Below are 25,662 nucleotides of genomic sequence, written 5' to 3'. Positions count from 1 at the left end.
TTAAAAAATGGTGAAAAAGTAACAGTACTAGGAAAAGCAAACGGCTGGGCGAAAATCAGCTATCAAGGAAAAGAAGGTTATGTGTCGTTAGAGTTTATAACGATTGGTAAAGATTCCATAGATCCAACAAACCCTGGACAGGTAACGGAAGAACGAGCAGTTGTAAATGCGTCTTTATTAAATGTACGTAAAGGTCCATCAACAGGTGCGGCAGCTGTCGGTCATTTGAAAAATGGAGAGACTGTTACGATCATAGGAAAAGAAAATGGCTGGGCAAAAATCCGTTTTAATGGCGGAGAGGGTTATGTTTCGTTACAGTTCTTAAAAATTAAACAAGGTTCGTCTTCTTATGAAATTGTTACCTCATCACAAAAGGTTCAAAAACCAAATGAAGCGGAAGCAACACAAATTATGCAGAATATGAAAGAAGATGCTTACATTAAAAGTGACGGTAAAGTTGTAAATATGAAGCAAGGTTTCGTTCGTGCAAATGGTGTTATTAATATTTATGATATTACGACGGGTAAAAAGCTCACATATGTAAAGGGTGGAGCTGACCTGAAATTTGTAAAAGCTGTTGATGATCGTATTCATGTCCAAATTGATGGTATGACAGGTTATGTGAATATAAATGATGTTACATTACATCCGACAATGACTGGTGAGAAAACGTCGTATTATGCAACTAAAAATGGCAAGTTATATCATTATGTATACAATCCGGAAAATGGTAAACATGCAACGTATCAAATTGGTAATGCTCCGAAACATTTAAAAGAAGGAGAGCGTTACGAGGCTTTTGATAAGAAGCAAATTGGAGGACAAGATAGTTATCAATACTTTGAGTATATGCCACTTCGTGCAACATCTACTTATACAGGAGATGAAATTGATAATTTCTTACGTAAATCGAATGCAAAGAGTCCACTTATTGGATTAGGAAAATATTTTGTAAGTGCAGCAGAGAAATATAAGATGAATGCCGGTTACTTAGTGTCACATGCAATTTTAGAATCAGGATGGGGAACAAGTCGTATCGCGCAAGATAAGAAAAATTTATTTGGCTTTAGAGCGGTAGATTCAGATCCATATAATGGTGCAACTGGATTCAAAACATGGGAAGAAGGTATTGATTTTTGTGCGGCATATATAGATAAGCATTACTTAAATCCAAGTGGAAATACATATAATGGTGGAAACTTAGGGGATAAGGCACAAGGAATGAACGTCATGTATGCAAGTGATGAAAATTGGGGACAGCAAATTGCCTCGCTTATGTATAGAATTGATGCAATGAATGGAAGTAAAGATTTAAATAAATATCGACTTGGAACGTTAACGGCAGGTTCTCCGATATTCAAAAGTATGGCTGAAGGTCAGACTGGAATGACATCTCGCAACATTATGGTAGCCATTAAGAAAACAGTTAATACACCACAAGGATCGTATTATGAAATTGTTTCGGATAATAAAGAATACAACAGTGTCTACGTAAAAGCTGGATCTGTAAATCTTGTGAACTCTTATTAAAGGAAAACATCATCATTTCAATGCAGAAAAGTGAAGTTCATAATGTTAGAGGAAGTGACAGTGTGAAAAAATATATCGCATTTGATATTGGTGGTACACAGATTAAATATGGGATTATTTCAAAATCTGGGATATTACTAAATCACGAAACTACATTAACAGAGGCCCATTTAGGTGGGGAACAAATCGTTCAAAAGATTATTAGCTTGGCGGAGCAATTAATGAATGAACATGTTGTTTCTGGAATCGGTATTAGTACAGCCGGAATTGTAGATATTCATAGAGGAATCATAACTGGCGGCGTGGATCATATTCCACGCTATGCTGGTATTCCTATTATTGATAGATTACAAGCTGTATTAAAAGTTCCTATATCCATTGAAAATGATGTCAATTGTGCTTTGTTTGGAGAGATGTGGCAAGGTGTTGGAAGAAATGAAAATAATTGCATTATGCTTACCCTTGGAACGGGAATAGGGGGAGCTATTGTTATTAATAAAAAACTGTACAGAGGTCATTCATTTAGTGCTGGTGAATGGGGCAATATGTTGATCGAAGGGAAACAATTTGAAGAGGTTGCCTCGATTTCAGGGTTAATTTCTCTTGTGCGGAAGTATAAAGGTAGCGGGAATTGGAACGGTGAAAAAATTTTTGAATTATATGATCAGAAGGATAAAGAAGTTATACATGCCGTTCAAATATTCTTTAAACATTTAGCCATTGGAATTAGTAATCTTGCTTATATCTTCAATCCAAAAGTAATTATTATTGGTGGAGGGATTACTAATAGAGGTAATCGATTTTTAGAAGAAGTAAAGGAAGAGGTACGAAAATATTTAAATCCTGAGATTTATAGTAATTGCGAGATTAAAATCGCACAAAATCGTAATCACGCAGGAATGATTGGTTCGATTTACCACTTCTTACATCAATATAAATAAATGATATAGGTGTTTTCATATAATTGAGAATTTATTCTTTTTCTCAATAGATAAATAATGCTACAATGTAAGAGAAGAATACAATATTTTCCGATTAGGAAAATGCTTTGTAGAAAGGAAGAAACTTCATGCCTATTATTTTAGAAAAAGGACAAAAGATCGATTTAACGAAAGGACAACCGAGAGTAGCAAAACTACAGGTTGGCTTAGGCTGGGATCCAATTGGGCAATCAGGTGGGTTTCTGTCTTCATTATTTGGAAGTAAACCAAATGTAGATTGTGATGCATCAGTTGTTATGTTAGAAGGAGAGCGTTTTTTAAATAAAAATGATTTAGTTTACTTTGGAAACAAACTTTCTACTTGTGGTAGTATTATTCATTCAGGAGATAATTTAACAGGTGAAGGCGCTGGTGACGACGAAACAATTTTCGTAGAATTACATAAAGTTCCGAGCCGTATTAATCGTTTAGTATTCGTTGTAAATATTTATGACTGTGTAAATCGTCGTCAAGATTTTGGGATGATTCGTAATGCATATATTCGTATTCAAAACCCGCAAACAGGTGAAGAATTAGCACGTTATAACTTGTCAGATAACTATGCTGGCAAAACGACTCTAATTGCAGGAGAAATGTACCGACACGGAAGTGAGTGGAAGTTTTCAGCGGTTGGAGAAGGAACACAAGATAAAAATTTAAGTGAGATTGTATCACGTTATCAATAAAATAAACCGAGGAGGAATTGTATATGGCATCAATTTCATTGAAAAAGGGACAAAAGGTAGATTTAACAAAAACGAATCCAGGTCTTTCAAAAGTTCTTGTAGGACTTGGTTGGGATACGAATCGTTATGACGGACAAAACGATTTCGATTTAGATGTTAGTATTTTCTTAGTAGGTGCGAATGGTAAAGTTTCAGGCGCAGAGGATTTCGTCTTCTACAATAATCCAAAAGGTGCGAATGGTGCTGTAGAGCATTTAGGAGATAACCGCACAGGCGAAGGTGAAGGCGATGACGAATCAATTAAAGTAGATTTGAAAAATGTTCCTGCTCACATCGAACGTATTTGTTTCACAATTACAATTTATGATGGAGAAGGCCGTAGCCAAAACTTCGGACAAGTTTCTAACGCTTTCGTACGTATTCTAGATGAAGAGAAAAATGCAGAATTAATTCGTTACGATTTAGGAGAAGACTTCTCTATCGAAACAGCGGTAGTAGTGGGTGAATTATACCGTCATGCGGGTGAATGGAAGTTCAATGCAATTGGAAGTGGATTCCAAGGTGGATTAGGTTCTCTATGTAATAACTTTGGTTTAGATGTAGAGTAATAGATTTATATATCCATCGGTGAAACGCATGTTTACTGATGGATATATTTTTAAAGATTAAAATATAGAGGTGAATATAAATGGTTATTCAGTTACAAAAAGGACAGAAGATCGATTTAGGTAAGACAAGCCCTGGTTTAACAAAAGCGGTAATTGGTCTTGGGTGGGATATTAAATCTTATGATGGTGGATCTGATTTCGATTTAGATGCATCGGCATTTCTATTAGATGCGAACGGAAAATGTACGAAGGAAACTGATTTTATTTTCTATAACAATTTACAGTCTCCTTGTGAATCTGTTCTGCATACAGGAGATAACCGTACAGGTGAAGGTGAAGGCGATGATGAGCAACTTGTTGTCGATTTGAAGAAAGTTCCAGCAGATGTACATAAAATTGCAATCACAGTTACAATTTATGATGGTGAAGGCCGTAATCAAAACTTTGGACAAGTCGGAAACGCATTCGTTCGTTTAGCGAATGAGGAAACAAACGAAGAAGTTCTTCGTTTTGATTTAGGGGAAGATTTCTCCATTGAAACAGCAGTTGTCTTTTGTGAATTATACCGTCATAATGGACAGTGGAAGTTTAATGCAGTAGGAAGCGGTTTCCAAGGTGGATTAGGTGCGCTTGTAAGAGCGTATGGCTTGGATGCATAAGAAGGGAAACGACATTCGTTTCCTTTTTTTGACCTTTCTATAAATCTAGCAAAGAATAGGGGATAAAGGTAAGATGAGCATTTTGCAAGAAATCATTAATACGTATGCTCAGTTTTTCGACTTAGATATGTGGATTAAAGTGTTGCAAGATCCAGTATCTTGGGGATTAATTGGTACACTTGTTGTACTTGAAGGGTTACTATCTGCTGATAACGCACTTGTGTTAGCGGTAATGGTAAAACATCTTCCGGAAGAGAAACGTAAAAAAGCATTATTCTACGGACTTATTGGAGCTTATGTGTTCCGCTTTATTGCGATTGGAATTGGAATGTTCTTAATTAAATTATGGTGGGTAAAACTTCTTGGTGCGCTTTACCTTGCTTGGTTATCAGTGAAATACTTTATTGATAAGCGTAAAGGTGCAAGTGAAGAAGAGGAAGCTCATGGTATGAATCAAAATAGTATTCTCTTTAGAATGTTCGGTGTCTTCTGGGGAACGGTTGCGATGGTTGAATTAATGGATATCGCGTTCTCTGTAGATAGCGTACTTGCTGCATTTGGTGTATCAAATGAAGTTTGGATTTTACTATTAGGCGGAATGCTCGGTATTTTAATGATGCGTGGTATTGCTGGCGTATTTTTAAAATTGTTAGAGCGTATTCCAGAATTAGAAACAACAGCGTATATTTTAATTCTAATTATTGCAGCGAAAATGTTATTGTCTCTAATTGATATTCACATTAGTCATACACTGTTCTTTATTATTTTACTTGTAGCATTTGGAGCAACATTTATAATTCACTACATGAAGAATTCTGGACAGGCTAAAGAAGAAGTTGCAGCTACTAAAAATAATCATAAATAATTGAAATGGGTTTGCTCGTTATGCGAGCGCCCATTTTTTATAACTAAAAATAGTTTATAATAGAAGAGAGACTTTATAAAAACGTAAATGTTTTTGGAGGTGAACTGTTGTGTTTTCACGTTTTACACTTCAACCATGTGCATTAAAAGAAGAATCAGATTTAAAACAATTTGAAGCGCTTTTAGAAAAACGCCCACAATATGAACTGACAGAGAATGAAATGAAATTTAGTTATATAGCAACGCGTATTCTTGGTGTTCCTAATGATGTAGATGAATATTTCAATGATTTATTTGATTATAGTGAAGCAAAAGGGATTGAGGTTTTGCATGAACAAAATTTAAATAAGGTGATTGATTCCGAAAAACTGCGTCATATTCAAGAAGTTTTTGCGTTACATCAAGAAGCACCAAATGGACTTACAGTAAATAGGCTTGTAGCCCATTTGTCTGGAAAGCAACTATTACCGCAAGTAGACAATCCTGATTTGCAACATTATATACATACGACGTTTATTTCTGTATTGAAATTGTATGAGAAACAACATAATCAATCTTTAAAGACAGAAGGATTCCGTCGTTTCTTAATCGATATGATTAAGTTAAGTGAGAATTATGTAACGAAGTGGTTTTCTACGATTAATTATAAGAAACAAATGCCGCGTATCATTTGGTATGGTGATGCACAGGAAAGTCGTATATATTTTTTATACTTTCTTATTATGCTCGGCTGTGATGTACTTTATTATCACCCGGAAGGAAAAGATGGCTTTGAGAATATCGATGAAGCGGGAAGAACTTTTGTTGTGTCTCATTCAAGCCGTATTTCTCTTGAACCATTTCCCGATCGTCGTCGCGAACGCGTCGCAACAGTAGCGTACCAAGCTTCAAAGGAAATTGAGCAAGTACTTCACCATGATAATTCACTACTGTATAAGCCGTGGCAATTCCGTTCGTATACACCTGTAGCACGTACATTAAAAACGACATATGATGAACTCTTTTTAATTACGAAAGAAAAGTCGTTTGTACGCCCAACATTCTTTGTTGAAAATAAACACATTTATATCCCTTCTTTATTTGCAAAAATATCAGGCGTTTCAAAGAATGATAAAGAATATTTTCAACGATTAAAGGCAGTTACATCATTCGATAACAGTTTATTAATTAATACATTCCCGTTTACGAAAGAACAAAAAGCGAATTTCCAATATCATTACCGAGATGCATTGGACCGCGGAGGAAAGTTACACCCGGATTTAATTATGAATAGCCATTGGTGGCCGCATAAGCGTTTACCGGAAGGTTTACAGCATGGTATTGCAGAGGCAATCATCCATACGTGTGAAAGTGAAATGTGTAAACCAGTTGGGAAAGAGACGAAACAAGAGGTAGCACTATATGTTTTCGCGCAGCTCTCTCAAATACCACCGAATATTTTAGAACAGCTTGAGAAATTTGATTATTCACAAGATGTACCGAAAATTGTTATATTTAATAATGAGAAGAGTGGAGAATTAACTCGTTCCGATGCTGTTTTACTACTATTTTTAAATCAAATTGGAGTAGATGTATTCCATTTCAATCCAACGGGGAGAAACGATATTGAACCGTATATTGAAGCAGGCGCATTTGATTCACATTGGCTTGAGGAAGTTAATTTTGATCTTGAGTTTCATGGTTCATCAGCCTATAAAAATTTATCACAAACAATAAAAGGACTATTTCGTCCATTTTTATAAGGAAAGGGAGAATACCATATGAATAACCCAGTCGTACTAGATTCAAAAACAGAATTAAATGAGCAAACCGCACAAGATGTCCGTTTACAACTTAGACAAGATGCGGAAGTACAACGTATTTATAATGCGGTAGATATTAAAGATCAGTTAGAATTAATCGAGCTTGGAAAAGAACCGTCTATGGAAATTTCACGTTTCGCTGATCAAATTTTACATACAATGTCTTTATCAAAAATAGAAGACTCTGGTGAATTATTAAAACAGCTTGGTAAAATTATGGACAGGTTTGATAGTAAAGATTTTGCGGAAGAGAAAAGTGGTTTCTTCTCACGCATGTTCAAAAAAGCAGATAAAATGATTGAACAAATCTTTAGTAAGTATCAGACAATGGGTCGCGAAATGGATAAAGTATACGTAGAAATTACGAAGTATCAAGATGAAATGAAAAAATCAATTGGTACGTTAGATGGCTTGTATGAGCAAAACTTAAAGTATTATTTAGATTTAGAAAAGTACGTAGTGGCAGGAGAAATGTTATTAGAGCGTTTAAATACAGAGTTAGTTCCGATGTATGAAGAGCGCGTACGTAATAATGATCAACTAGCAGGTATTGAATTAGAATCACTTAAAAACTCTGTTGAAATTTTAGAGCAACGTATTGATGATTTAGAAAAGGCACGTATGGTTGCTCTACTTACAGCACCACAAATTCGTATGATTCAACGTGGTAACAATAAATTAATCGGTAAGATTAATACAGCATTTATTACAACGATTCCTATCTTTAAAAATGGTATCATTCAAGCGGTAAATGCGAAACGTCAAAAGCTTGTTGCAGATTCTATGGCTGAACTTGATCGTCGTACAAATGAGTTACTGAAGAAAAATGCACAAAATATCGCAACGCAAAGTGTGGAAGTAGCGAGATTATCAGGTTCTTCTAGTATTAAGATGGAAACACTTGAAGAAACTTGGAACATTATTTCAAGAGGTATGCAAGAAACACAACAAATTGAAGAGCAAAATAAACGTGAGCGTGAAGAAAGTCGCAAGCGCATGGCTACACTAACAGAAAACATCAAAAAAGAATTACAAGGATAAAGTGAAACTTTAATCAGTGGGTTTTTGTTCATCCTCACTGATTATTAACCTTCACCAATTGGGCGTTTATGGGCAGTTGATCTCCCACCTCAAGCTGAATTTTGAGGTGGGAGTTTTACTACCCAGAAAATAGTGGGATAAAGAAAAGGCAATGAGGAACAGTCCTCATTGCCTTTTAGTTTCTCTTAACTAATTTAATGATTTCATTCACAACGAGCGGAATGATACTTAACAAGAGAACAAATCCCCAATCGCGTAATGTTAATGCATGTACACCGAATATATTCGCTAGAGGAGGGATGGAGATGATACATACTTGCATAAGAACACCAATAAGAAGTGAGAAGACTAAGTATTTATTTGTAAATATCCCAATTGAGAAAATCGATTTCGTTCTTGAACGCAAGTTAAATGAATGAACGAGCTGAGAAAAACTAAGAACGACAAATGCCATCGTTTGAGCATGTAATAGAGCATCTTCATCAATTTGCTCTGGGAAAAGTGGAAATAAGTTTGTATCTCCAGCATAGAGTTTTGCCCCAACGATAAAGGCTGCTAACGTTAAAAATCCAATTACAACACCATTGAAAATAAGAAAAGGGACGCTCCCGCTAAATAGACTTTCTTTCGCACGTCGTGGTTTTTCTTTCATCACATCTGAATCTTCAGGATCAACACCGAGTGACAATGCCGGAAGTGTGTCGGTAATTAAATTAACCCACAAAATGTGGATTGGGCGTAATGGTGTCGCCCAGCCAAGTAAAATAGCTAAAAATAAAGCGATAATTTCTCCGAAGTTACAAGAGAGTAGGAAGAGAATCGATTTTTTTATGTTACGGTAAATATTTCTGCCTTCTTCAACGGCTTTAACGATAGATGAGAAGTTATCGTCTGTTAAAACGACATCTGCTGCGCCTTTTGCAACATCTGTCCCTGTAATGCCCATTGCTACGCCAACATCTGCTTGTTTTAAAGATGGAGCATCATTGACGCCATCACCAGTCATAGAAACGATATTTCCTTTCGCACGTAATGCTTTTACAATCTTCACTTTATGTTCTGGAGAAACCCTAGCGAATACATGTAAGTGATTAATTTTGCTTGCTAGTTCTGTATCTGAAATGTTATCTAGTTCAGTTCCAATCATAATTTCAGATTTTTCTTCAGCAATACCAAGTTCTTTGGCAATTGCAAAGGCGGTATCCTTATGATCACCAGTAATCATAACTGTACGAATACCAGCTTTTTTACACTCTGTAATGGAATCTTTTACTTCTGTGCGTGGTGGATCAATCATACCGACAAGACCGATAAAGATGAGATTTTCTTCGAGATGATTTATATCCACATCATTCGCATTATATTGTTTAAATGCGAATGAAAGTACTCTTAAAGCTTCTTGAGACATTGCCCCGGCAGCTTCTAATATTTGATTTTTATCAGAATTTGTGAAGACCTCAACTTTGTCATTTATAAAGATATGGGTGCAGTGAGGTAAAAGTTTATCAATAGCACCTTTCGTCATACTATAGTAGCTTTCATCGTATGTATGCACTGTTGACATCATTTTACGATTAGAATCAAAAGGTAGCTCGTTAACACGTTCATGTTTATTTTCTAAATGATCTTTTTGCATGTTAAAAGTGCTTCCAGCAACGAGAAGGGCAATTTCAGTAGGGTCCCCAGTTTGGGATTCACTACTATAAGACGCATCATTACATAACACCATATTTTCTAACAATAGACGGTGTACATCATTATTTACATTCAAATTTTCTAACTGAGCGTATGTGTTATCACTATAAAAGTGAGTAACGGTCATTTTATTTTGCGTTAATGTACCTGTTTTATCTGAACAAATAATTGTGACAGACCCGAGAGCTTCAACAGCTGGTAGTTTACGAATGATAACGTTTTGTTTAATCATACGCTGCACGCCAATTGCAAGAACGATGGAAACGATAGCTGGTAGTCCTTCAGGAATAGCCGCTACAGCTAAACTAATTGCAGTCATAAACATTTCTAACGTATCGCGTCCTTGTAAAAAACCGATGAGAAACATAATAGCGCAAATGGCTACAGCGACAAAGCCTAAATATTTTCCTACTTGTGCTAAGCTTTTTTGAAGTGGTGTCATATCATCATCTGCTTCATGTAAAAGGGTAGCAATCTTACCAATTTGTGAGTTCATACCAGTTTCAACAGCAACACCAACGCCACGTCCGTATGTTACTAGCGTCGACATAAAGGCCATGTTTTTTTGATCGCCTAGTGGCACTTGTTCATCAGTTTGCATAGAAGGATGATAAAGTGCATCCTTATCAACAGGGACGGACTCACCAGTTAGAGCAGATTCTTCAACTTTTAAATTTGCTGTTTCGATAAGTCGTAAATCACATGGTATATAACGTCCAGCATCGAGCATGACGATATCACCTGGCACGACTTGTTCAGATGGAACTTCTTTTAGTTCGCCGTCTCGTTTTACGATAGCTTTAGGTGTTGCCATTTTTTTTAGTGCTTCCAAAGCTTGCTCAGCCTTTGACTCTTGGATGACACCAATAACTGCATTTAATATGACAACGAGCGCGATAATACTTGCATCTGCCCATTCACCTACAAAGGCAGAAATAAGGGCAGCTATAAGAAGAACATATACGAGGACGTCATTAATTTGGGAAAAAATCCGCTGCCATAAAGTACGTTTTTGTTTTACTGTTAATTCATTTGAACCAAATTGTTTTAAGCGTTCATTTACACCGTCAGCGGTTAAACCACTTTGTTCATTTGTTTTAAGATCCGTTAATATTTGATCCTTCGTCTTACTGTACCATTTGCTCATAAGTAAGCACCTCCAGTAAAAACAGTTAGCAATGGTAGTGTTGCTATTATTTGTGAGTAGTATGTACGGAGAAAAAATCTAAGATGAGCTTCTACTTCTATTGTACAATATTTTACAGTTGGTTGAGGGAAAGAGAAGAGTTGTCATGAATTTGTTGGAAATAAAAAAGAGCCTCATATAAGAGAGGCTTTTTTACTTTTTAATTAATGTACCTAATTCTTCTGTAATAGCTTGCATTTCACTAATGCTGAATGTTTCACGTTTCATAACATGCTCATAGATGTCACGTAAGTCCTCGTACATTTCTTCGTTAAAGCTAGCAGCTCTCATCGCTCCAGCATTAACCATACGTAATTTTTCTTTAATAGCTTCGACCATATATTCAACGTTTTCTTCTGACTTTACGGATAAATCCACCGAAGTGTCCCCCTTTAAAATAACATAAGGCTATCTTAACATTTTTTTATCATTTTCGTTAATGAATCTTTTCAATCCTATTAAATTAGTAGGGATTTCCTTTATATTTAATAATTGGTTGTTTATACTATAAGTATATATTAAGAAATGCACCAAGAAAGGAAGAAACAAAAATATGGTTCAAGTATTATTTGTTTGTCTTGGGAACATTTGCCGTTCTCCAATGGCAGAAGCGATTTTTCGAGATCTTGTCGTAAAAGAGGGACTTGAAGAGAAAATTGTCATTGATTCTGCAGGAACTGGAGATTGGCACATTGGTCATCCGCCACATAAAGGAACACAAAAAATTTTAAAAGAAAATGAAGTCGTTTTTGAAGGAATTAAAGCAAGGCAAGTAGAAAAAGAAGACTTAACAAAGTTTGATTATATTATTGCCATGGACAACAAGAATATAGCAGATTTAAAAAGTTTAGGTAAAACTGGAGGCTATATTGGTAGGCTGTCCGACTTTGTTCCAGACGGTGGCTGGACAGACGTTCCTGACCCTTACTATACAGGGAACTTTCAAGAAGTGTATGACCTTGTAACAGAAGGGTGTGCAAAGCTATTAGCTTTCATTCGAAATGAACAAGGAATATGAGGAAGCTTAGAAAGAAATACTTTCTAACATAAGAAATGAAAGGGTGAAGGAATATGGCAAAGAAAAATAATATTGCTCGAAACATTGCGCTTGGTGTAGCGGCAGGTGTAGCTGTATCCATGTTAAAGAAAGAAAACCGTGAAAAGGTAAAAAACACTGCTGAAAAAGCAAAAACAAAGATGATTGAAATTGGTGAAAATGCAAAGATTAAAGAAAAAGTGCAAACTGTTACAGATAAAGGACGCGAACTTGCTGATTTCAATGTAGTGAAAGCGAAAGTAGCAGAAATTAAAAAATTGACGCCGTCAGTTGTAGAGACGTTAAAAGAAACGAAAGAAATTTTTAGTAAGAAAAAAATTGAGCGAGAAGAAAAGCCAGAAACGATTGAAATTCAAGCTGTATCTCCAAAGGTAGATGAGCTTAAAGCAGAAGAAGAGCCAGTAGTTGCTGAAGATGGTGGTATGAAAGAAGCACGTGAATTATTTATGAAAGACTCACATGCAGAGGAAAAAAAAACTGAAGCGTACATTGAGTTAAAGCAAGATAAAGAAGAGAAGAAAAGCGTTTAAACATATATGAGAAAAATTTTAGAAAAGATAAGAAGAAATCGCACTTATTCGTTCGGTAAAGATTTATACGATCGGACGATGCGTGATGATGTAGCGGGCTTGGCAGCACAGCTCGCTTATTTCTTCTTACTTGCTATTTTTCCTGGGCTTGTTTTCTTAATTACGCTTCTTGGATTTATTGACCTTCAAACAGAAAGTGTGCTCAATTTATTAGAACCGTACGTACCTGAAGATGCAATGTACTTAATTGAAGTAAACGTAGATAAAGTTGTAAATGAGCAAAATGGTGGTTTATTATCATTTGGTTTACTGTCGATGCTATGGTTTGCTTCAAATGGAGTGAATGCGGTTATGAATGCTTTTAACCGTGCGTATGATGTAACCGAAACACGTTCCTTTATTAAAACAAGAGCTTTATCAATTGTGTTTACATTAGCCATCATTTTTATGATTGTGTTTGCTCTAATTGTCCCAGTGTTCGGACAAGTGATTGGGGCAGCGGTATTTAAAGCAATTGGTTTATCGGATAGTTTTTCTTACGTATGGAGTATTACACGATTAGTAGCGAGTTTCTTCGTACTATTTGCCTTGTTTAGTTTTTTATATACATTTGCACCAGATCGAAAGTTAAAAAGAAGAGAAGTCATTTCAGGAGCAATATTTGCTACTGTAGGATGGATTGTGGTATCGTACTCATTTGCTTATTATGTAGATAAGTTTGCGAATTACGCCAATACATATGGTGGTCTCGGTGGAATTATTATTTTAATGTTATGGTTTTACTTAACTGGATGGGTAATTTTACTTGGCGGTGAAATTAATGGTTTACTCCATCACTATAGAACGGGTGACAATAATTCCCGTAATGAATAATGAGCTCTTGTTCCATAATATAAAGGAACAGGGGGGATATTTCATGAGTAATAATAAAAAGAACCACAATAATAAAAACAACAATAAACAAAAGAGCAGTTCGCATCCGAAGCATAAAACAAGTAGTAGTGCGAACGGGCATAATAGCTACCATTAAAAAAGCGGGTCCTCTATGAGGGACCCGTTTTTATTTGTTTCCTTTTAATAATCGTAACCCGTTTAAAATGACAAGAATTGTACTTCCCTCATGCCCAATAACACCAAATGGAAGAGCTAAAAATTGCAAGAAGTTTGAACAGATTAGCAGTGCAATTACAGCTAGAGAAAATACTACATTTTGCTTTACAATACGGTTCATTCGTTTTGATAAACGGATGGCTTGGGAAAGTCGAGACAATTCGTTCTTCATAAGTACAACGTCTGCAGTTTCTAAAGCTACGTCTGTTCCTTCACCCATTGCAACACCAATGCTAGCAGTAGCGAGCGCGGGTGCATCATTTATACCATCTCCGACCATTGCTACTGTACCGTATTTTTCTTTTAACTTTTTAATCGTTTCAACTTTTGTTTCTGGTAAACAGGATGCATAATATTCTTTTATATTGCTTTCAGCAGCAATGGCTTTTGCAGTTTCTTCATTATCGCCAGTAATCATGATTGCTTCCACACCAATGCTTTGTAAATCGCGAATAGCAGCAATGGTTTCTTGGCGGAGTGTATCTTTTAAAGCGATAAGTCCAAGAATACCATCTTCATCACTTATATAAACGACAGTTTTCCCTTCTTTTTCAAGGGAGGTAGAAATGCCATTATGAAATGTCTTTGTTTCTTCCCCGATAAAATCAGCTTTACCAATTTTATAAGCTTTATTTTCTAATGTTCCTTTTAATCCAAAACCAGTTACATCTTCAACATTTTCGGGTTTTTTTATCGAAATATCATAAGCATGTTTTGCATATTTAACAATGGATTCAGCTAAAGGATGTGTAGAGTGACTTTCAATTGATGCTGTAATAGAAAGTACTTCACTTTCTGCTATACCTTCTCGAACATATACATCTGTTACAGTAGGTCTTCCTTGTGTTAATGTTCCTGTTTTATCAAAGGCAATCGCCTTTACTGAAGCTAGACGTTCTAAATGAATGCCGCCTTTAAAGAGAATACCGTTTCTCGCTCCGTTAGAAATTGCAGATAAAGTTGCGGGTGTAATAGCTGCAACTAGTGCACAAGGAGAAGCGACTACAAGTAAAATCATAGCGCGATAAAATGTTTCATTCCAACTCCAATCCAGTAAGAAGTGAGGAACGAACATCATAAGCGCAACAACGAGTAGTACACCTTTTACGTATGTTCCTTCAAATTTTTCGATGAATAGTTGTGATGGTGATTTTTCACTTTGTGCACTTTGAACGAGACGAATAATCTTTTGGAATAATGTTTGATCGCTCGGCTTTGTAATTGTAATTTCAATAGCACCACGTAAATTCACAGTTCCAGCAAACACTTCATCGCCGAATTTTTTCTCATTCGGAATAGGTTCTCCTGTAATAGCAGCTTCATCAATATTTGTTTCACCATTATGAATTGTGCCATCAGCAGGAACACGTTCACCGGGTTTAATTAAAATAATGTCGTTAATTTGTAATTCTCCAACAGGAACACGTTCCTCGGTTCCATTTGAAATACGTAATGCTTCTTCAGGCTGTAAATCAAGAAGTGCTGAAATTTCTTTTTGACTTTTACTTAACGTATAAGATTCCATTGCACCACTTAGCGCAAAGATGAAGATTAAAATAGCACCCTCTGCCCAATAGCCAATCATGGCAGCGCCGATAGCAGCAAAGAGCATGAGCATTTCAACATTTAGCTCTTTCTCTTCAATTGTGTCTGCAATGCCTTCTTTCGCTTTTGCAAATCCTCCAATTACATAAGCGAGGATATAGAAAGTAATGCCTACACTTATCGCCTCATTTTTTGTGAATAACCAGCCAGCTAAAATGAAAATACCAGATAAGATTGCAAATATAAGTTCATAGTGCTTTTTTAGTGTTTGAATCCAAGATGGATTAGGTACGTTCTGTTTTGATGGTAATGTTTTTACTTCCGAGTTCATTATTACTCGCCCCTTTCAAATTCTTATTGAGAAAAAGAATCAAAATCGAAACCCCTATAAAACGACGAAAGCTGCCATCCGTAACGGATAGCAGCATTTCTGTTAAATCTGATTTTAATAGTTATTATGTTGTAATTATTCTATAGTATAGCATATGTTTTTGAGAGATGATATGTTTTTGTTTCAAGTATAAACCGAAAACTTGTGTTTTTACAGTTCCTTTGGTATATATGAATATTGTTCATAAAAAGATCGGAAAGGAAGACAACAAGTGAAGACAGAGAAATTTTTTACTCATCCGATTGGTGTATTTATTGCTGCGATAGTAGCAACCTTTTTATGGGGAAGCGCATTTCCCTTTATTAAATTAAGCTATGCTGAACTTGGGATTCGGCCACAAGAAGTCGGAGAACAAATATTATTTGCTGGTTATCGCTTTTTCTTATCTGGTGTAATGCTCTTATTATTTTTTAAAGCGCTAGGAAAAGATATGCAGTTCAAAAAAGGAACAGGGAAGCAGTTAGTTCAAATTGGTTTGTTCCAAACTTTTCTTCAATATATATGTTTTTATATTGGAATGAGTTATAGCTCCGGAATTGAAGGAGCGATTATTTCAGGAACATCATCATTCTTTCAAATTTTACTCGCACACTTTTTATATAAAGATGATGCTCTCAATATGAGAAAGATAATTGGCGTATCAATCGGATTTTGTGGTGTCATTTTAGTGAATGTACCGAGTGATGGAAGTTTATCATTCCATTTTGGAATAGGTAGCTTATTACTTCTTGGGGCAGCGATGATGTATTCGTATGGAAATATACTAGCAAAAGAGGGTAGTAAAACGTTAGATGTTGGGTATATGACAGCATACCAAATGATTTTTGGATCAGTTGGGTTACTATGTATAGGTGCATTACAAGTTGGAGCGATGCCATTTACTTTTAACCTATATACGATACTTATGCTCATATATTTATCGTTCTTATCGGCAGCGGGATTTTGTATATGGAATACAATTATGAAGTATAACAAAGTAGGAAAAGTCTCGATGTATATGTTCTTCATACCTGTCTTTGGTGTGTTATTATCGAGCATGATTTTAGGAGAAGCAATTCATTCATTTGTATTATTCGGTCTAGCATGTGTAGCAGCGGGAATCATTGTCGTAAATCGTACCCCGGCTAAGCAGAAAATGGAGCAAAAAAAACAAGTAGCGTAGAGAACAAAAAAGCGATTAAAATGGAAGAACAGTATTGTTCTTCTTTTTTTATGTAGAAAAAGGAGAACAGACTATATATAACGAAAAAAGATACATTAAAGCATTTATTGAGGAGAACATATTATGAATGTACTTTACATTGTGTTAATCGGACAAATAATTATTTTTTTAACAGGAGCAATTTATGCAATAGGACAGACAAAAAGAACAAGAGAAAATATGCCGTTACCTTTAGCAGTTCGTCTTATTCTTAGTTTTTCTTTAACAGGTAGTGCGATTTGGATATGGCTACAAGATCCATCGATAGAGTATAGCAGCTGGGTTGCACTAGGAATGACTTTATCGACTTTAGGAGATTTATTTATGGCAGGTTTGATTCCCTTTGGCCATCGATTAATTGGAGGGATGGTTACTTTTGCTCTTGCCCATTGTTTTTATGTAAAAGCATTTTTGCAAACAGGTATTTCATGGAATGGTTTTTGGATTGGTTTACTCGTATACGGACTCTTTCTAATTATAGGGTGGTTCTTTTTTATCCGAAATGAAAAACAGGACAAACTGTTTACGATAGGAGCCCTAATTTACGGCTTGTGGGTTGGGGGAATGGCTTGCTTTGCATTCGCCTTATACTATGAGAATATAGGAATATGGTGGATACCAGCGCTTGGTGGTTTGCTGTTTGTGATTTCTGATTTTATTATTGGTGTGACAGATATTGGTGGCCGCAAGCTGAAGTATGAACCACTTTGGATTTGGTTTACATATGTCGCTGCTCAGATGTGTATTGTATATGTAGGACTATAAAAAGATGCTCTCAAAAATAGTAGATAGACTATTTTGAGAGTATCTTTTTCTTTGATATTCTAATATATTTGTTTAATTAGTTTTAGTATTTGTTAAGTGTAAAATTCATAGGAAAATTTCTGCTTAATAAATATAAAATATGATATATCAAAATAATAAACTTGTAAGGAATAGTGTTTTAAAATTTGTAATATTATAATTATATAATTTAGAATTTTATGGAAAACAACTATCTGAAGTATTTATAATATAAATAAAAAGACAATGAGATGGTGGAATGATGCAAAAGAAAAAACGTTTGCGTGAGTTCTTTGGAATAATTGCAAGTGCATGTTTATTAGCGTTTTTGGCAAAAATCTTTTTGTTTTTCCCTACAACTGTAAAAGGAGGATCTATGAAGCCAACGTTACAAGATGGGGATAAGATAATTGTTAATAAGTTGGCAAAGCAATTTGAAAGTTATGGTAGAGAAGACATTATTGTTGTGAAGACGGATAATTTTTATGTGAAAAGAGTGATTGGGTTACCGGGTGATGTAATTGAGATGAGAAATGACCAATTATATGTGAATCATGAGGTGAAAAATGAGGAGTATTTGCATAGTAATAAAAAACAAGCTGAAAAAAAACTGATGAATTTAACAGAGGACTTTGGACCTATTACAATTCCTAAAAATAAGATTTTTGTTATGGGAGATAATCGCTTAATAAGTAGGGATAGTAGAAATGGTTTAGGACTTATTGATAGAGCAGATGTATTAGGAAAGTTAGCGGCAATTTATTATCCATTTGAACATGTGAAAATAATAAATTAAAGTAAAAAACCAAGCAAATTTCAGTTTGCTTGGTTTTTTATGTTAAACAGTAGGAGACTCGTTAGATACAAAGACGTCTTCATTGTTTTGGTTAGTACTTATAACAAATTTGTGTTGCAATAGTTGTAGTTTAAATAATGCTAAAGGATCATGATAAGTTTCTGGGTTGCTTCTTAGCGTTGCTAATGTTTGTTCGTCTTCTTGTATTTCAAGTTGAGCGGCTTCTACATTTTGTTTCAATACGCTAAGTGGATCTTTAAAGAACATCATGATATCACGCTCTAGTGCACCTTCAAATACTTCAAATTGAAGGAAGAATTGTTTTGAAATTGTTTGGGCAATTTCTGTATAGTCTTCCGTTTCAATATATTGTTTATATTTGTTTGCGAGCATAGATTGGTTTTTTTGCATATTACCAAATAATTTTCCGGCACTCTTTAAGAAAAATTGTGTCGGTGTGAAGCGTAATAAAATGTTGATGTTCGTTACTGTAATTCTATTTGTCATTCGTACGACATCTCGATGCCAATCATCTAGTAATTTGAAATCGCAAGGAAGTTTCATACGCTCTTCTTTATATAATTTATTGAACGTTTCACTCATTTCATCTAAATAAGCTTGAGCTTGAATAAATTCATTATGTGCTGTTTCAATCCATTCTTGAATAGACCCAGTAAATTTAGGAAGAAGCACTTGTTGTACATGTTTGTCAATTCGTTCGTTCATCGCAGCATTTAATTCTTCATGAACTAATTTGAAATCACTATCTTCTTGAACAAGGTCAGAACAGCTCTGTAATAATTCAGGAATTTGAGAATGTATATCTTGTGTAATTTCTTCTTTCGTTAAAAGATAAGATTCTGTAATAGAACGGATTTTGTCTTTTTCAAGAGCAGTAAGATTGTTAATAAATCCATTAAGTTTTACAGATATATGTTTATTCCAGCGTACTGATTTCACTAATGTATGTTCTAATTCTACACGTTCATTTACAAGGTAAGCGATTGTCTTTTGAGTAAACCATATTAGCTTTTCTATACGTTCTTTCTCTATGTCACGTTCTGCAAGATTAGAGAGAATGGACTCTGTTACATCCCCAAGTTGCTGGCTACTCTCTTGGGAAGGAGAGTACGGGAAGAATTTTGCATTTGGGAAATGGACTGTAAGTTTACTAATTAGATTTTCATTGGTAGTCGTATTATTTGTGTGTAATACGAAATGAATTTGTAAGTTTGGCACTTGTTCACGTAAATAAAGTAATGTATCAAGTTCTTCGCCATGTAATGGTGAGGCAGAATTTAATATGTAAATAAGGCTCTCTGCTGCCTGTAAGTATTCAAAGTATGAGCTGTTTTTATCCAATTGTCCTTGAACAGATGGTGTAACAAGAAATGCAAACTTATTTTTTCTTAAAAATCTACTTGGTAACTTAATTTCTATACATTTTTTCTCAAGTTCTGACTGGGAAGATGTATCCATTATTTGATGGACTTCATCAAAGTTCGAGATGTTTTTTACATCTAGATCATTGAATTCCGTTATTGCAGTTTGACTATCGTCTTTAAATAGAATAGGAGCTGTTAAAGTCTCAGTTAAGATGTTCTCTCCTAATATTGAATTAACGAATGACGCTTTATCATGGTCACTTGTTCCAGCTATTAGTAGTTTATTAACATGTAAATCACATAGTTCATGGACGAGTAGCGTAAATTGATGACTTAAATCTACATCATTTTTCTCGGCCCATTCAGCAATTGTTTCGAATAGATGAGAAACGGTTTCCATATCTACATTTGTTTCAGCTGATGAATTAGAAAGTAAGGCTCCAGCACTTTTTACGAGTAATGATTCTAAAGTTGTAGGTGCAACTTCATTCCATGCTAATACTGCGGCAGAAACAAGTAAGGAATCCTTTGCTTTTGTTAAACTAAACCAATTTGTTAATAAATCAGGAACAAGACCGTTTAATTCATGCATAAAATGATCGCCAGTAATTAATGCAAAGTATGTTTCTTGGTAGCGGATAGAAATTTCATTCCAATTGTCATTGTTATCTGTTTCAATATGTAAAAATAAATGATTCATGCTTTGGATCCAAGAAAGGTATAATGGTTCATTTTGATAGCTGTTCCAAAGGGCAATAACAAACTCTTTAAATTGGACTTGGTCAATTGCATATAAAGCTTTTAAAGAATCATAGAAATATTCTGGTTTGATTTGTTTAGTAAATCCTTGGTTTACGTAATGGATTAAAGTATCGAACCAATGTAATGACTTTGTTCGAATTCCCTCTTGAACTGCAAGTTCGATAGCGTTGTTCCAATCTTCTTGTTTTTCATAGAAAGAACGTGCGATTGCAGTAATATTCGGATAGTCTGGTTGAAATGCCACAGCTTCACTAATCGTCTTAAAAGCTAATCCTAAACGATCTTGCTCGATATAAAGAGAAAGAAGTTGCAAGGAAACTTCCATCGTAAGAGTTGTACCTTCAGTTTGAATAGATTGATAAATTTCTTCTGCTTTTGGTAAGAATCCGAGTTCAAAATAAGCATCAGCAATATTTTTGGTTGCCCAAAGTTCAAGGTCGTTATTTACTTTCTCCCACTTAAATATGGCTGCTTCAAAATCTTTATTTTGGTAATAAAATTCACCTTGAGCAAAGCGAATATTAGAAATGTTGGAGAATTCATTTTTAGATTCATTTATGTATGCTTCACCGAGTACTTCCGATACTGGAGTAGAAATTTCTTCTGTTAAAAATGTTTTATAGTAAACTTTTTGGATAAATTGATTTTCAATGGTCATGTTCGTTCCCCCCTGTATAATTTAGAAAAATGATGTTGTATGTAAAAGGGTACATGTTTTTTAATAGATAGAAGTTGTATTATATAGACCAAACTATGTTTTTGCTAGATGTATCATTTTTCTTGAGAGTTAAACCGTTGCGAAAAGTAGCTTTCCTTTATTGTAACAAAAAAACAAGCATATGAATTTTTATTTTTTAATCCTGATTGGTGTGGGCTAATAATCAGTGGAGATAGACAAAATACCCACTGATTAAAGTTTCACTTTATCGCTGTTAAAAGAATGGGTAGAAGTAGAGTTCATTATAAAAACAATGTATAGTGAATATGTATACCATGTTTGTCTTAAAGAGAGAACGGGCAAAATGTGGAATAACGATCGTGCATAGGATGTGTCTTCCGAATGGAACAACATATTGGCGAGTTAATCGCGCATTATGGGTATTTTGGAATTATTATAGCATTGGCTGGTGGGATTGTCGGATTACCGATACCAGACGAGTTTTTATTGACCTTTGTTGGTTATAATGTTTCAAAAGGCGTTATGTCAGGAACTGCTGCTTTTTCAAGTGGGATGGCGGGTGCGATGTTAGGTATTACATTAAGCTACATATTAGGTTTAAAACTCGGTCTTCCTGTTTTAAAAAAATATGGGCCGAAAGTTAGAATTAAAGAACATCACATTGAAAAAACACATGTTTTATTTGAAAAATACGGTCCATTTCTTTTAATGATTGGTTACTTTATACCAGGAGTACGTCATTTAACAGCATATTTTGCTGGGGTTTCGAATTTAACATTTTGGCGTTTTTGCTTGTACGCTTACGGTGGTGCGCTCATTTGGATCAGTGTTTTTATCGGACTTGGCTGGAAGTTAGGAGAGAAATGGCGATTTGTCGAGTATAGTTTACATCATTATGGAATATGGATTTTAATCATTTCAGCAGTTGTTACATGCATTGTATGGTTTTACATAAAGAAAAAGAAAAACCGCTAATAGCGGTTTTTTTAGCTGAAAGCAATAAATAGTACACCAGCTGTAATAAAGACTACACCGATACCAGTCATAAAGTTTAACTTTTCACCGAGTATAATCATCGCAAGAATAATAGAAAACACTACACTTAATTTATCGATAGGGGCTACTTGAGAGACCTTTCCTGTTTTTAAGGCAAGAAAATAAAATAGCCATGACGAAGCACCTGCAACCCCACTTAATGTGATAAATAGCAGTGCTTTTTTATTTAGCAGTACGTCGCCGATATTTTGAAATTTACCTTGTATAATAATAACGCCTATCATAAATAGTGCCATAATAATAGAACGAACAGTCGTAGCAACATTAGCATCGATTCCATCTAAACCAATCTTTCCAAAAATAGATACAAGGGCAGCAGCAATTGCTGATAATAATGCGAATAATAGCCATGAGCTCATAGTAAAATTCCTCCAATCTTACATTATTATACATGAAAATCATTCTCATGTATTAATAACGAAATAATCCCCACCTTATATTTTTAATAAGGTGGGGATTATTATACTACTCTGCAATTTCCTCATATAAAAAGTACGTTACATTATAAATATGTTCTACTTCATCGTCTGTCATAAACAATAATTCGTCACGCTCAATTCCTTTTTTCTTTTCAATAAACTCAATCATGTTTTTACGTTCTTCTCTTTTCATCAATTTTATTTCTCCTCTCAGTCTGTTTTAATACAGTTTATTTAAGTTACTGCTATTATATAACAGAATCTTTAGAAAGTTCCACCTATTTTATTGTTTTTTTCAGAAGAACTTTTCGACAAAACAAGCCCACCTAAGGGGGGCTTGTTTTATTTTATAGTCGTAAAAACTCGGGCTCCGTCGTACCTGCACCATCGATGTAATAAATTGTGTCAGGATTGATTTTTATTAATACGTAATTAGGGTCTTCAGGACCAAGTAACCAGCGTTTTAAGCTATTATTCCAAAACTTGTTTTTTAATGTTGAGTCTTCCTCGATTGAAGCTAAGCCTTCAACTTCTATATAATCTTCATCTAATTTTTTTCCTTCTCGTCCAAGCAGTACATGTACATTTGGATTGTTTTCGATATCTGTTATCTTTTTTGATTGTCGATCTGTTGCAACGTATAGTACAAAATCTTCATGGAAAAACATCATAAAAGCGCTGTGTGGCTTCTCATTACGTACAGTAGATAACACACCTGTTCTTTGTCCTTGAATAATCGTTGCAATTTTTTCTTTTAAGTGCATACTTTTAACCTCTTTTCATAATTTATAATTTTCTCCGTTTAAACAAGATAAATTAAATATCTTTCATACTGTTTTCTTCAATCTGATTTTTTAAACGTAATTGTGATGAAATCGGACAAGTTAGGAGAAGAATAATATTAATGATGAGGAGAAATACATACGATGGAAGGATGGAAAGCATGTTTAATAAAATATTTCTTATAGTAGCGCTTATAGGTGTACCACTTTCTGTACTCGGAAAAACAATGCATTGGCCTCAAACGATTATGTTTGCTGTATATTGCATTACAATTATCGCATTAGCGGGGTTTATGGGGAGAGCAACAGAAAGTTTGGCAATTGTCTCTGGACCTCGAATAGGTGGATTATTAAATGCAACTTTCGGTAATGCCGTTGAACTTATCATTTCAATTTTCGCACTTCAGGCAGGATTAATTGAAGTTGTGTTAGCTTCGTTAACGGGTTCTGTACTTGGAAATTTACTATTAGTAGGAGGGCTGTCCTTTTTTATAGGTGGATTAAAATATAAAAGACAAAGCTTTAATGTTTACGACGCAAGACATAATTCAGCTTTATTAATTTTTGCTGTTGTCGTAGCCTTTGTTATTCCAGAAATTTTTTCAATGAAGATGGATGCGGGAAAGACGTATCAATTAAGTATTGGCGTATCTATTATTATGATTATTATGTACCTTGCTGCATTGCTATTTAAGTTAGTTACGCACCGTGGTGTATATCAACATAAAAGTGACGAAGTAGCGCATGAAGAAGAGCCAGAGTGGTCGAAAGGTAAAGCACTCCTTATTTTAGCGATAGCGACGATTGCAGTAGCTTATGTGTCGGAGGCTCTCGTGCATACATTTGAGACGGTTGCGAAGTCATTTGGCTGGTCAGAGTTATTTATAGGGGTTATTATCGTTGCAATTGTTGGAAATGCAGCGGAACATGCATCTGCAATTATTATGGCTTATAAAAATAAAGTAAATATTGCAGTTGAAATTGCAGTAGGTTCTACATTACAAATTGCGATGTTTGTTGCTCCTGTATTAGTATTGCTTTCTATGTTTTTTGTACAAAGGATGCCTTTAGTGTTTACAATACCAGAACTTGTGTCCATGATTACAGCTGTTTTCTTAACGATTGCAATCTCCAATGATGGGGATACAAACTGGTTTGAAGGAGGCACTTTATTAGCTGCGTACGTCATTATGGGAATTGGTTTTTATTTATTATGAAAAATAGGCATAACAATTGTGCTCAGAGAAAACAATAAACAAAGTAGTATATATACCTTTATGTAGGAAGGAGCCAGACAGGTGAAACGAGTATACAGCATATGTCTTTCAGCCATGGTCTCGTTTATTTTATTATTTCCTAACAGTAGTTTTGCAAAGACAACGGTAGAAACAAAAATGCCTTCATCTGTTTTAAATATTTCAAAAGACAATACGTTTCCAAACGATGCGCAAGATTTGCCGCGCTTGCAGCCTAGTAAATTTGCTCAAGAACTATTGAAAACAGCAAATATTAAAATTGAAAATCCGGACTTAATTCGGATGTTTAATGAAACGACAATTTCAAATGCACCGCTTGCAGTAGGGTACCGCGCGAAAATTTATTTAGGTCAATGGGCTTTAAATTATGAATCGGTAGATACATCGATTAATTGGGAATATAAACAAGTGAATCGTAATGTGTACGATAATCGAGGAGGAGATCGCTTATATCCACTTCGTTATAAGCAAGAAACTCAAAAGACGATTGAAGGCGATTTAACAGCAGATATGAAAGATGCTACAGATGTGAAAAAAATGATGCTGCTAAAAGCGCTTGAAAAAGTACAGTTGCCACTTTCATTTAAAACGACCATTGGTTATGGTACAGGACATGAGCGTGTGTATAATATTAGTCCGAGTCAACTTGGATATTTATATGCTTATACGCCAGCAGTAAATGAAAAAGGAAAAGTAACGTTTGGAGAAGTGTACCTTGTTTTAAAAGGAAATCAAAAAAGACTTGTTGTAAAAAATGTTACCTCTCAAGGAATTGGAGCAGCTATTCCAATTCATGATCATTTGTTTTTTAAATTTATTTCCTCGTCGCATGCGCAATGAAATAAGAAAACGTCAGCCC

At 35.0% G+C, this 25,662-nt stretch carries 24 protein-coding genes; 17 read left to right on the top strand and 7 right to left on the bottom strand.

Features of this window, described 5'->3' with window-relative positions; translation table 11 throughout:
* From JDS81_RS24725 to JDS81_RS24690, 8 genes are all read left to right on the top strand, one after another.
* A partial coding sequence (locus tag JDS81_RS24725) for an SH3 domain-containing protein (protein WP_242481394.1) occupies positions 1-1,530 on the top strand: 1,530 nt, incomplete at its 5' end.
* A 62-nt stretch (positions 1,531-1,592) separates the two neighbouring features.
* Entirely contained in the window at positions 1,593-2,471 is an 879-nt protein-coding gene (locus JDS81_RS24720) for an ROK family protein (RefSeq protein WP_000759853.1), read from the top strand.
* A gap of 128 nt (positions 2,472-2,599) precedes the next feature.
* Entirely contained in the window at positions 2,600-3,196 is a 597-nt protein-coding gene (locus JDS81_RS24715; RefSeq protein WP_001121599.1) for a TerD family protein, read from the top strand.
* Between the two features lie 23 nt (positions 3,197-3,219).
* Positions 3,220-3,804, top strand: a complete 585-nt coding sequence (locus tag JDS81_RS24710) for a TerD family protein (protein WP_000146728.1) — start codon at positions 3,220-3,222, stop codon at positions 3,802-3,804.
* 80 nt (positions 3,805-3,884) lie between these two features.
* Positions 3,885-4,463, top strand: a complete 579-nt coding sequence (locus JDS81_RS24705) for a TerD family protein (protein WP_000236645.1) — start codon at positions 3,885-3,887, stop codon at positions 4,461-4,463.
* A gap of 73 nt (positions 4,464-4,536) precedes the next feature.
* On the top strand, positions 4,537-5,328 hold the full coding sequence (locus tag JDS81_RS24700; protein ID WP_000025680.1) for a TerC family protein: 792 nt from the start codon (positions 4,537-4,539) through the stop codon (positions 5,326-5,328).
* Between the two features lie 109 nt (positions 5,329-5,437).
* The gene (locus tag JDS81_RS24695) at positions 5,438-7,069 is read left to right on the top strand and encodes a YceG family protein (protein ID WP_000492835.1); all 1,632 of its coding nucleotides are present in this window, start codon (positions 5,438-5,440) and stop codon (positions 7,067-7,069) included.
* 18 nt (positions 7,070-7,087) lie between these two features.
* Positions 7,088-8,170 (top strand): toxic anion resistance protein, encoded by a 1,083-nt coding sequence (locus JDS81_RS24690; protein WP_001064417.1) that lies wholly within the window; start codon positions 7,088-7,090, stop codon positions 8,168-8,170.
* 175 nt (positions 8,171-8,345) lie between these two features.
* On the opposite strand, the gene JDS81_RS24685 is transcribed toward JDS81_RS24690, so the two are convergent.
* Positions 8,346-11,012: a cation-translocating P-type ATPase gene (locus JDS81_RS24685; RefSeq protein WP_097954427.1), complete on the bottom strand. Its 2,667-nt coding sequence runs from the start codon at positions 11,010-11,012 to the stop codon at positions 8,346-8,348.
* Positions 11,013-11,204: 192 nt separating this feature from the next.
* Complete coding sequence (locus JDS81_RS24680; RefSeq protein WP_000366197.1) at positions 11,205-11,429, bottom strand: DUF1128 domain-containing protein; 225 nt, start codon at positions 11,427-11,429, stop codon at positions 11,205-11,207.
* Between the two features lie 175 nt (positions 11,430-11,604).
* On the opposite strand from JDS81_RS24680, the gene JDS81_RS24675 reads away from it, so the two are divergent.
* From JDS81_RS24675 to JDS81_RS24665, 3 genes are read left to right on the top strand one after another with little or no spacing between them, the layout of a single operon-like run.
* A complete protein-coding gene (locus JDS81_RS24675) occupies positions 11,605-12,069 on the top strand; it encodes a low molecular weight protein-tyrosine-phosphatase (protein ID WP_000250904.1) in 465 nt (154 codons plus the stop codon).
* A gap of 53 nt (positions 12,070-12,122) precedes the next feature.
* On the top strand, positions 12,123-12,638 hold the full coding sequence (locus JDS81_RS24670; protein WP_001085404.1) for a DUF4075 domain-containing protein: 516 nt from the start codon (positions 12,123-12,125) through the stop codon (positions 12,636-12,638).
* A 6-nt stretch (positions 12,639-12,644) separates the two neighbouring features.
* The gene (locus JDS81_RS24665) at positions 12,645-13,511 is read left to right on the top strand and encodes a YihY/virulence factor BrkB family protein (protein WP_097954428.1); all 867 of its coding nucleotides are present in this window, start codon (positions 12,645-12,647) and stop codon (positions 13,509-13,511) included.
* Between the two features lie 187 nt (positions 13,512-13,698).
* Here JDS81_RS24665 and JDS81_RS24660 read toward each other — a convergent pair whose 3' ends face one another.
* A complete protein-coding gene (locus tag JDS81_RS24660) occupies positions 13,699-15,624 on the bottom strand; it encodes a heavy metal translocating P-type ATPase (protein ID WP_001083762.1) in 1,926 nt (641 codons plus the stop codon).
* 271 nt (positions 15,625-15,895) lie between these two features.
* On the opposite strand from JDS81_RS24660, the gene JDS81_RS24655 reads away from it, so the two are divergent.
* The 3 genes from JDS81_RS24655 to lepB all read left to right on the top strand — a co-directional run bounded on the left by JDS81_RS24655 (position 15,896) and on the right by lepB (position 18,464).
* Positions 15,896-16,846, top strand: a complete 951-nt coding sequence (locus JDS81_RS24655) for a DMT family transporter (protein ID WP_016107465.1) — start codon at positions 15,896-15,898, stop codon at positions 16,844-16,846.
* 123 nt (positions 16,847-16,969) lie between these two features.
* A complete protein-coding gene (locus JDS81_RS24650) occupies positions 16,970-17,650 on the top strand; it encodes a lysoplasmalogenase (protein ID WP_097954430.1) in 681 nt (226 codons plus the stop codon).
* A gap of 277 nt (positions 17,651-17,927) precedes the next feature.
* On the top strand, positions 17,928-18,464 hold the full coding sequence (gene lepB, locus JDS81_RS24645) for a signal peptidase I (protein WP_097954431.1): 537 nt from the start codon (positions 17,928-17,930) through the stop codon (positions 18,462-18,464).
* A 42-nt stretch (positions 18,465-18,506) separates the two neighbouring features.
* On the opposite strand, the gene JDS81_RS24640 is transcribed toward lepB, so the two are convergent.
* Positions 18,507-21,269 carry a tetratricopeptide repeat protein gene (locus JDS81_RS24640; protein WP_087971186.1) on the bottom strand — a complete coding sequence of 921 codons (2,763 nt, stop codon included), beginning with the start codon at positions 21,267-21,269 and terminating at the stop codon, positions 18,507-18,509.
* 402 nt (positions 21,270-21,671) lie between these two features.
* Here JDS81_RS24640 and JDS81_RS24635 point away from each other — a divergent pair, with 402 nt between their 5' ends.
* Positions 21,672-22,265: a DedA family protein gene (locus JDS81_RS24635; RefSeq protein WP_000434868.1), complete on the top strand. Its 594-nt coding sequence runs from the start codon at positions 21,672-21,674 to the stop codon at positions 22,263-22,265.
* 11 nt (positions 22,266-22,276) lie between these two features.
* Here the strand turns inward: JDS81_RS24635 and JDS81_RS24630 are convergent, their stop codons facing one another.
* The 3 genes from JDS81_RS24630 to JDS81_RS24620 all read right to left on the bottom strand — a co-directional run bounded on the left by JDS81_RS24630 (position 22,277) and on the right by JDS81_RS24620 (position 23,529).
* Positions 22,277-22,705 carry an EamA family transporter gene (locus JDS81_RS24630; RefSeq protein ID WP_000100302.1) on the bottom strand — a complete coding sequence of 143 codons (429 nt, stop codon included), beginning with the start codon at positions 22,703-22,705 and terminating at the stop codon, positions 22,277-22,279.
* A gap of 106 nt (positions 22,706-22,811) precedes the next feature.
* Positions 22,812-22,958: a BH0509 family protein gene (locus JDS81_RS24625; RefSeq protein WP_000817786.1), complete on the bottom strand. Its 147-nt coding sequence runs from the start codon at positions 22,956-22,958 to the stop codon at positions 22,812-22,814.
* 154 nt (positions 22,959-23,112) lie between these two features.
* Positions 23,113-23,529 (bottom strand): pyridoxamine 5'-phosphate oxidase family protein, encoded by a 417-nt coding sequence (locus JDS81_RS24620; protein ID WP_000550219.1) that lies wholly within the window; start codon positions 23,527-23,529, stop codon positions 23,113-23,115.
* 179 nt (positions 23,530-23,708) lie between these two features.
* On the opposite strand from JDS81_RS24620, the gene cax reads away from it, so the two are divergent.
* The gene (gene cax, locus JDS81_RS24615; protein WP_002093843.1) at positions 23,709-24,764 is read left to right on the top strand and encodes a calcium/proton exchanger; all 1,056 of its coding nucleotides are present in this window, start codon (positions 23,709-23,711) and stop codon (positions 24,762-24,764) included.
* An 81-nt stretch (positions 24,765-24,845) separates the two neighbouring features.
* Positions 24,846-25,643 (top strand): YfkD famly protein, encoded by a 798-nt coding sequence (locus JDS81_RS24610; protein WP_002093842.1) that lies wholly within the window; start codon positions 24,846-24,848, stop codon positions 25,641-25,643.
* Positions 25,644-25,662: the final 19 nt, after the last annotated feature.

The organism is Bacillus cereus group sp. N31 (genome assembly GCF_016483245.1).
Taxonomy (GTDB): Bacteria; Bacillota; Bacilli; order Bacillales; family Bacillaceae_G; genus Bacillus_A; species Bacillus_A toyonensis.
Note: the sequence above shows the minus strand (reverse complement) of the source record. Positions and strands in the feature narration are given on the sequence as shown.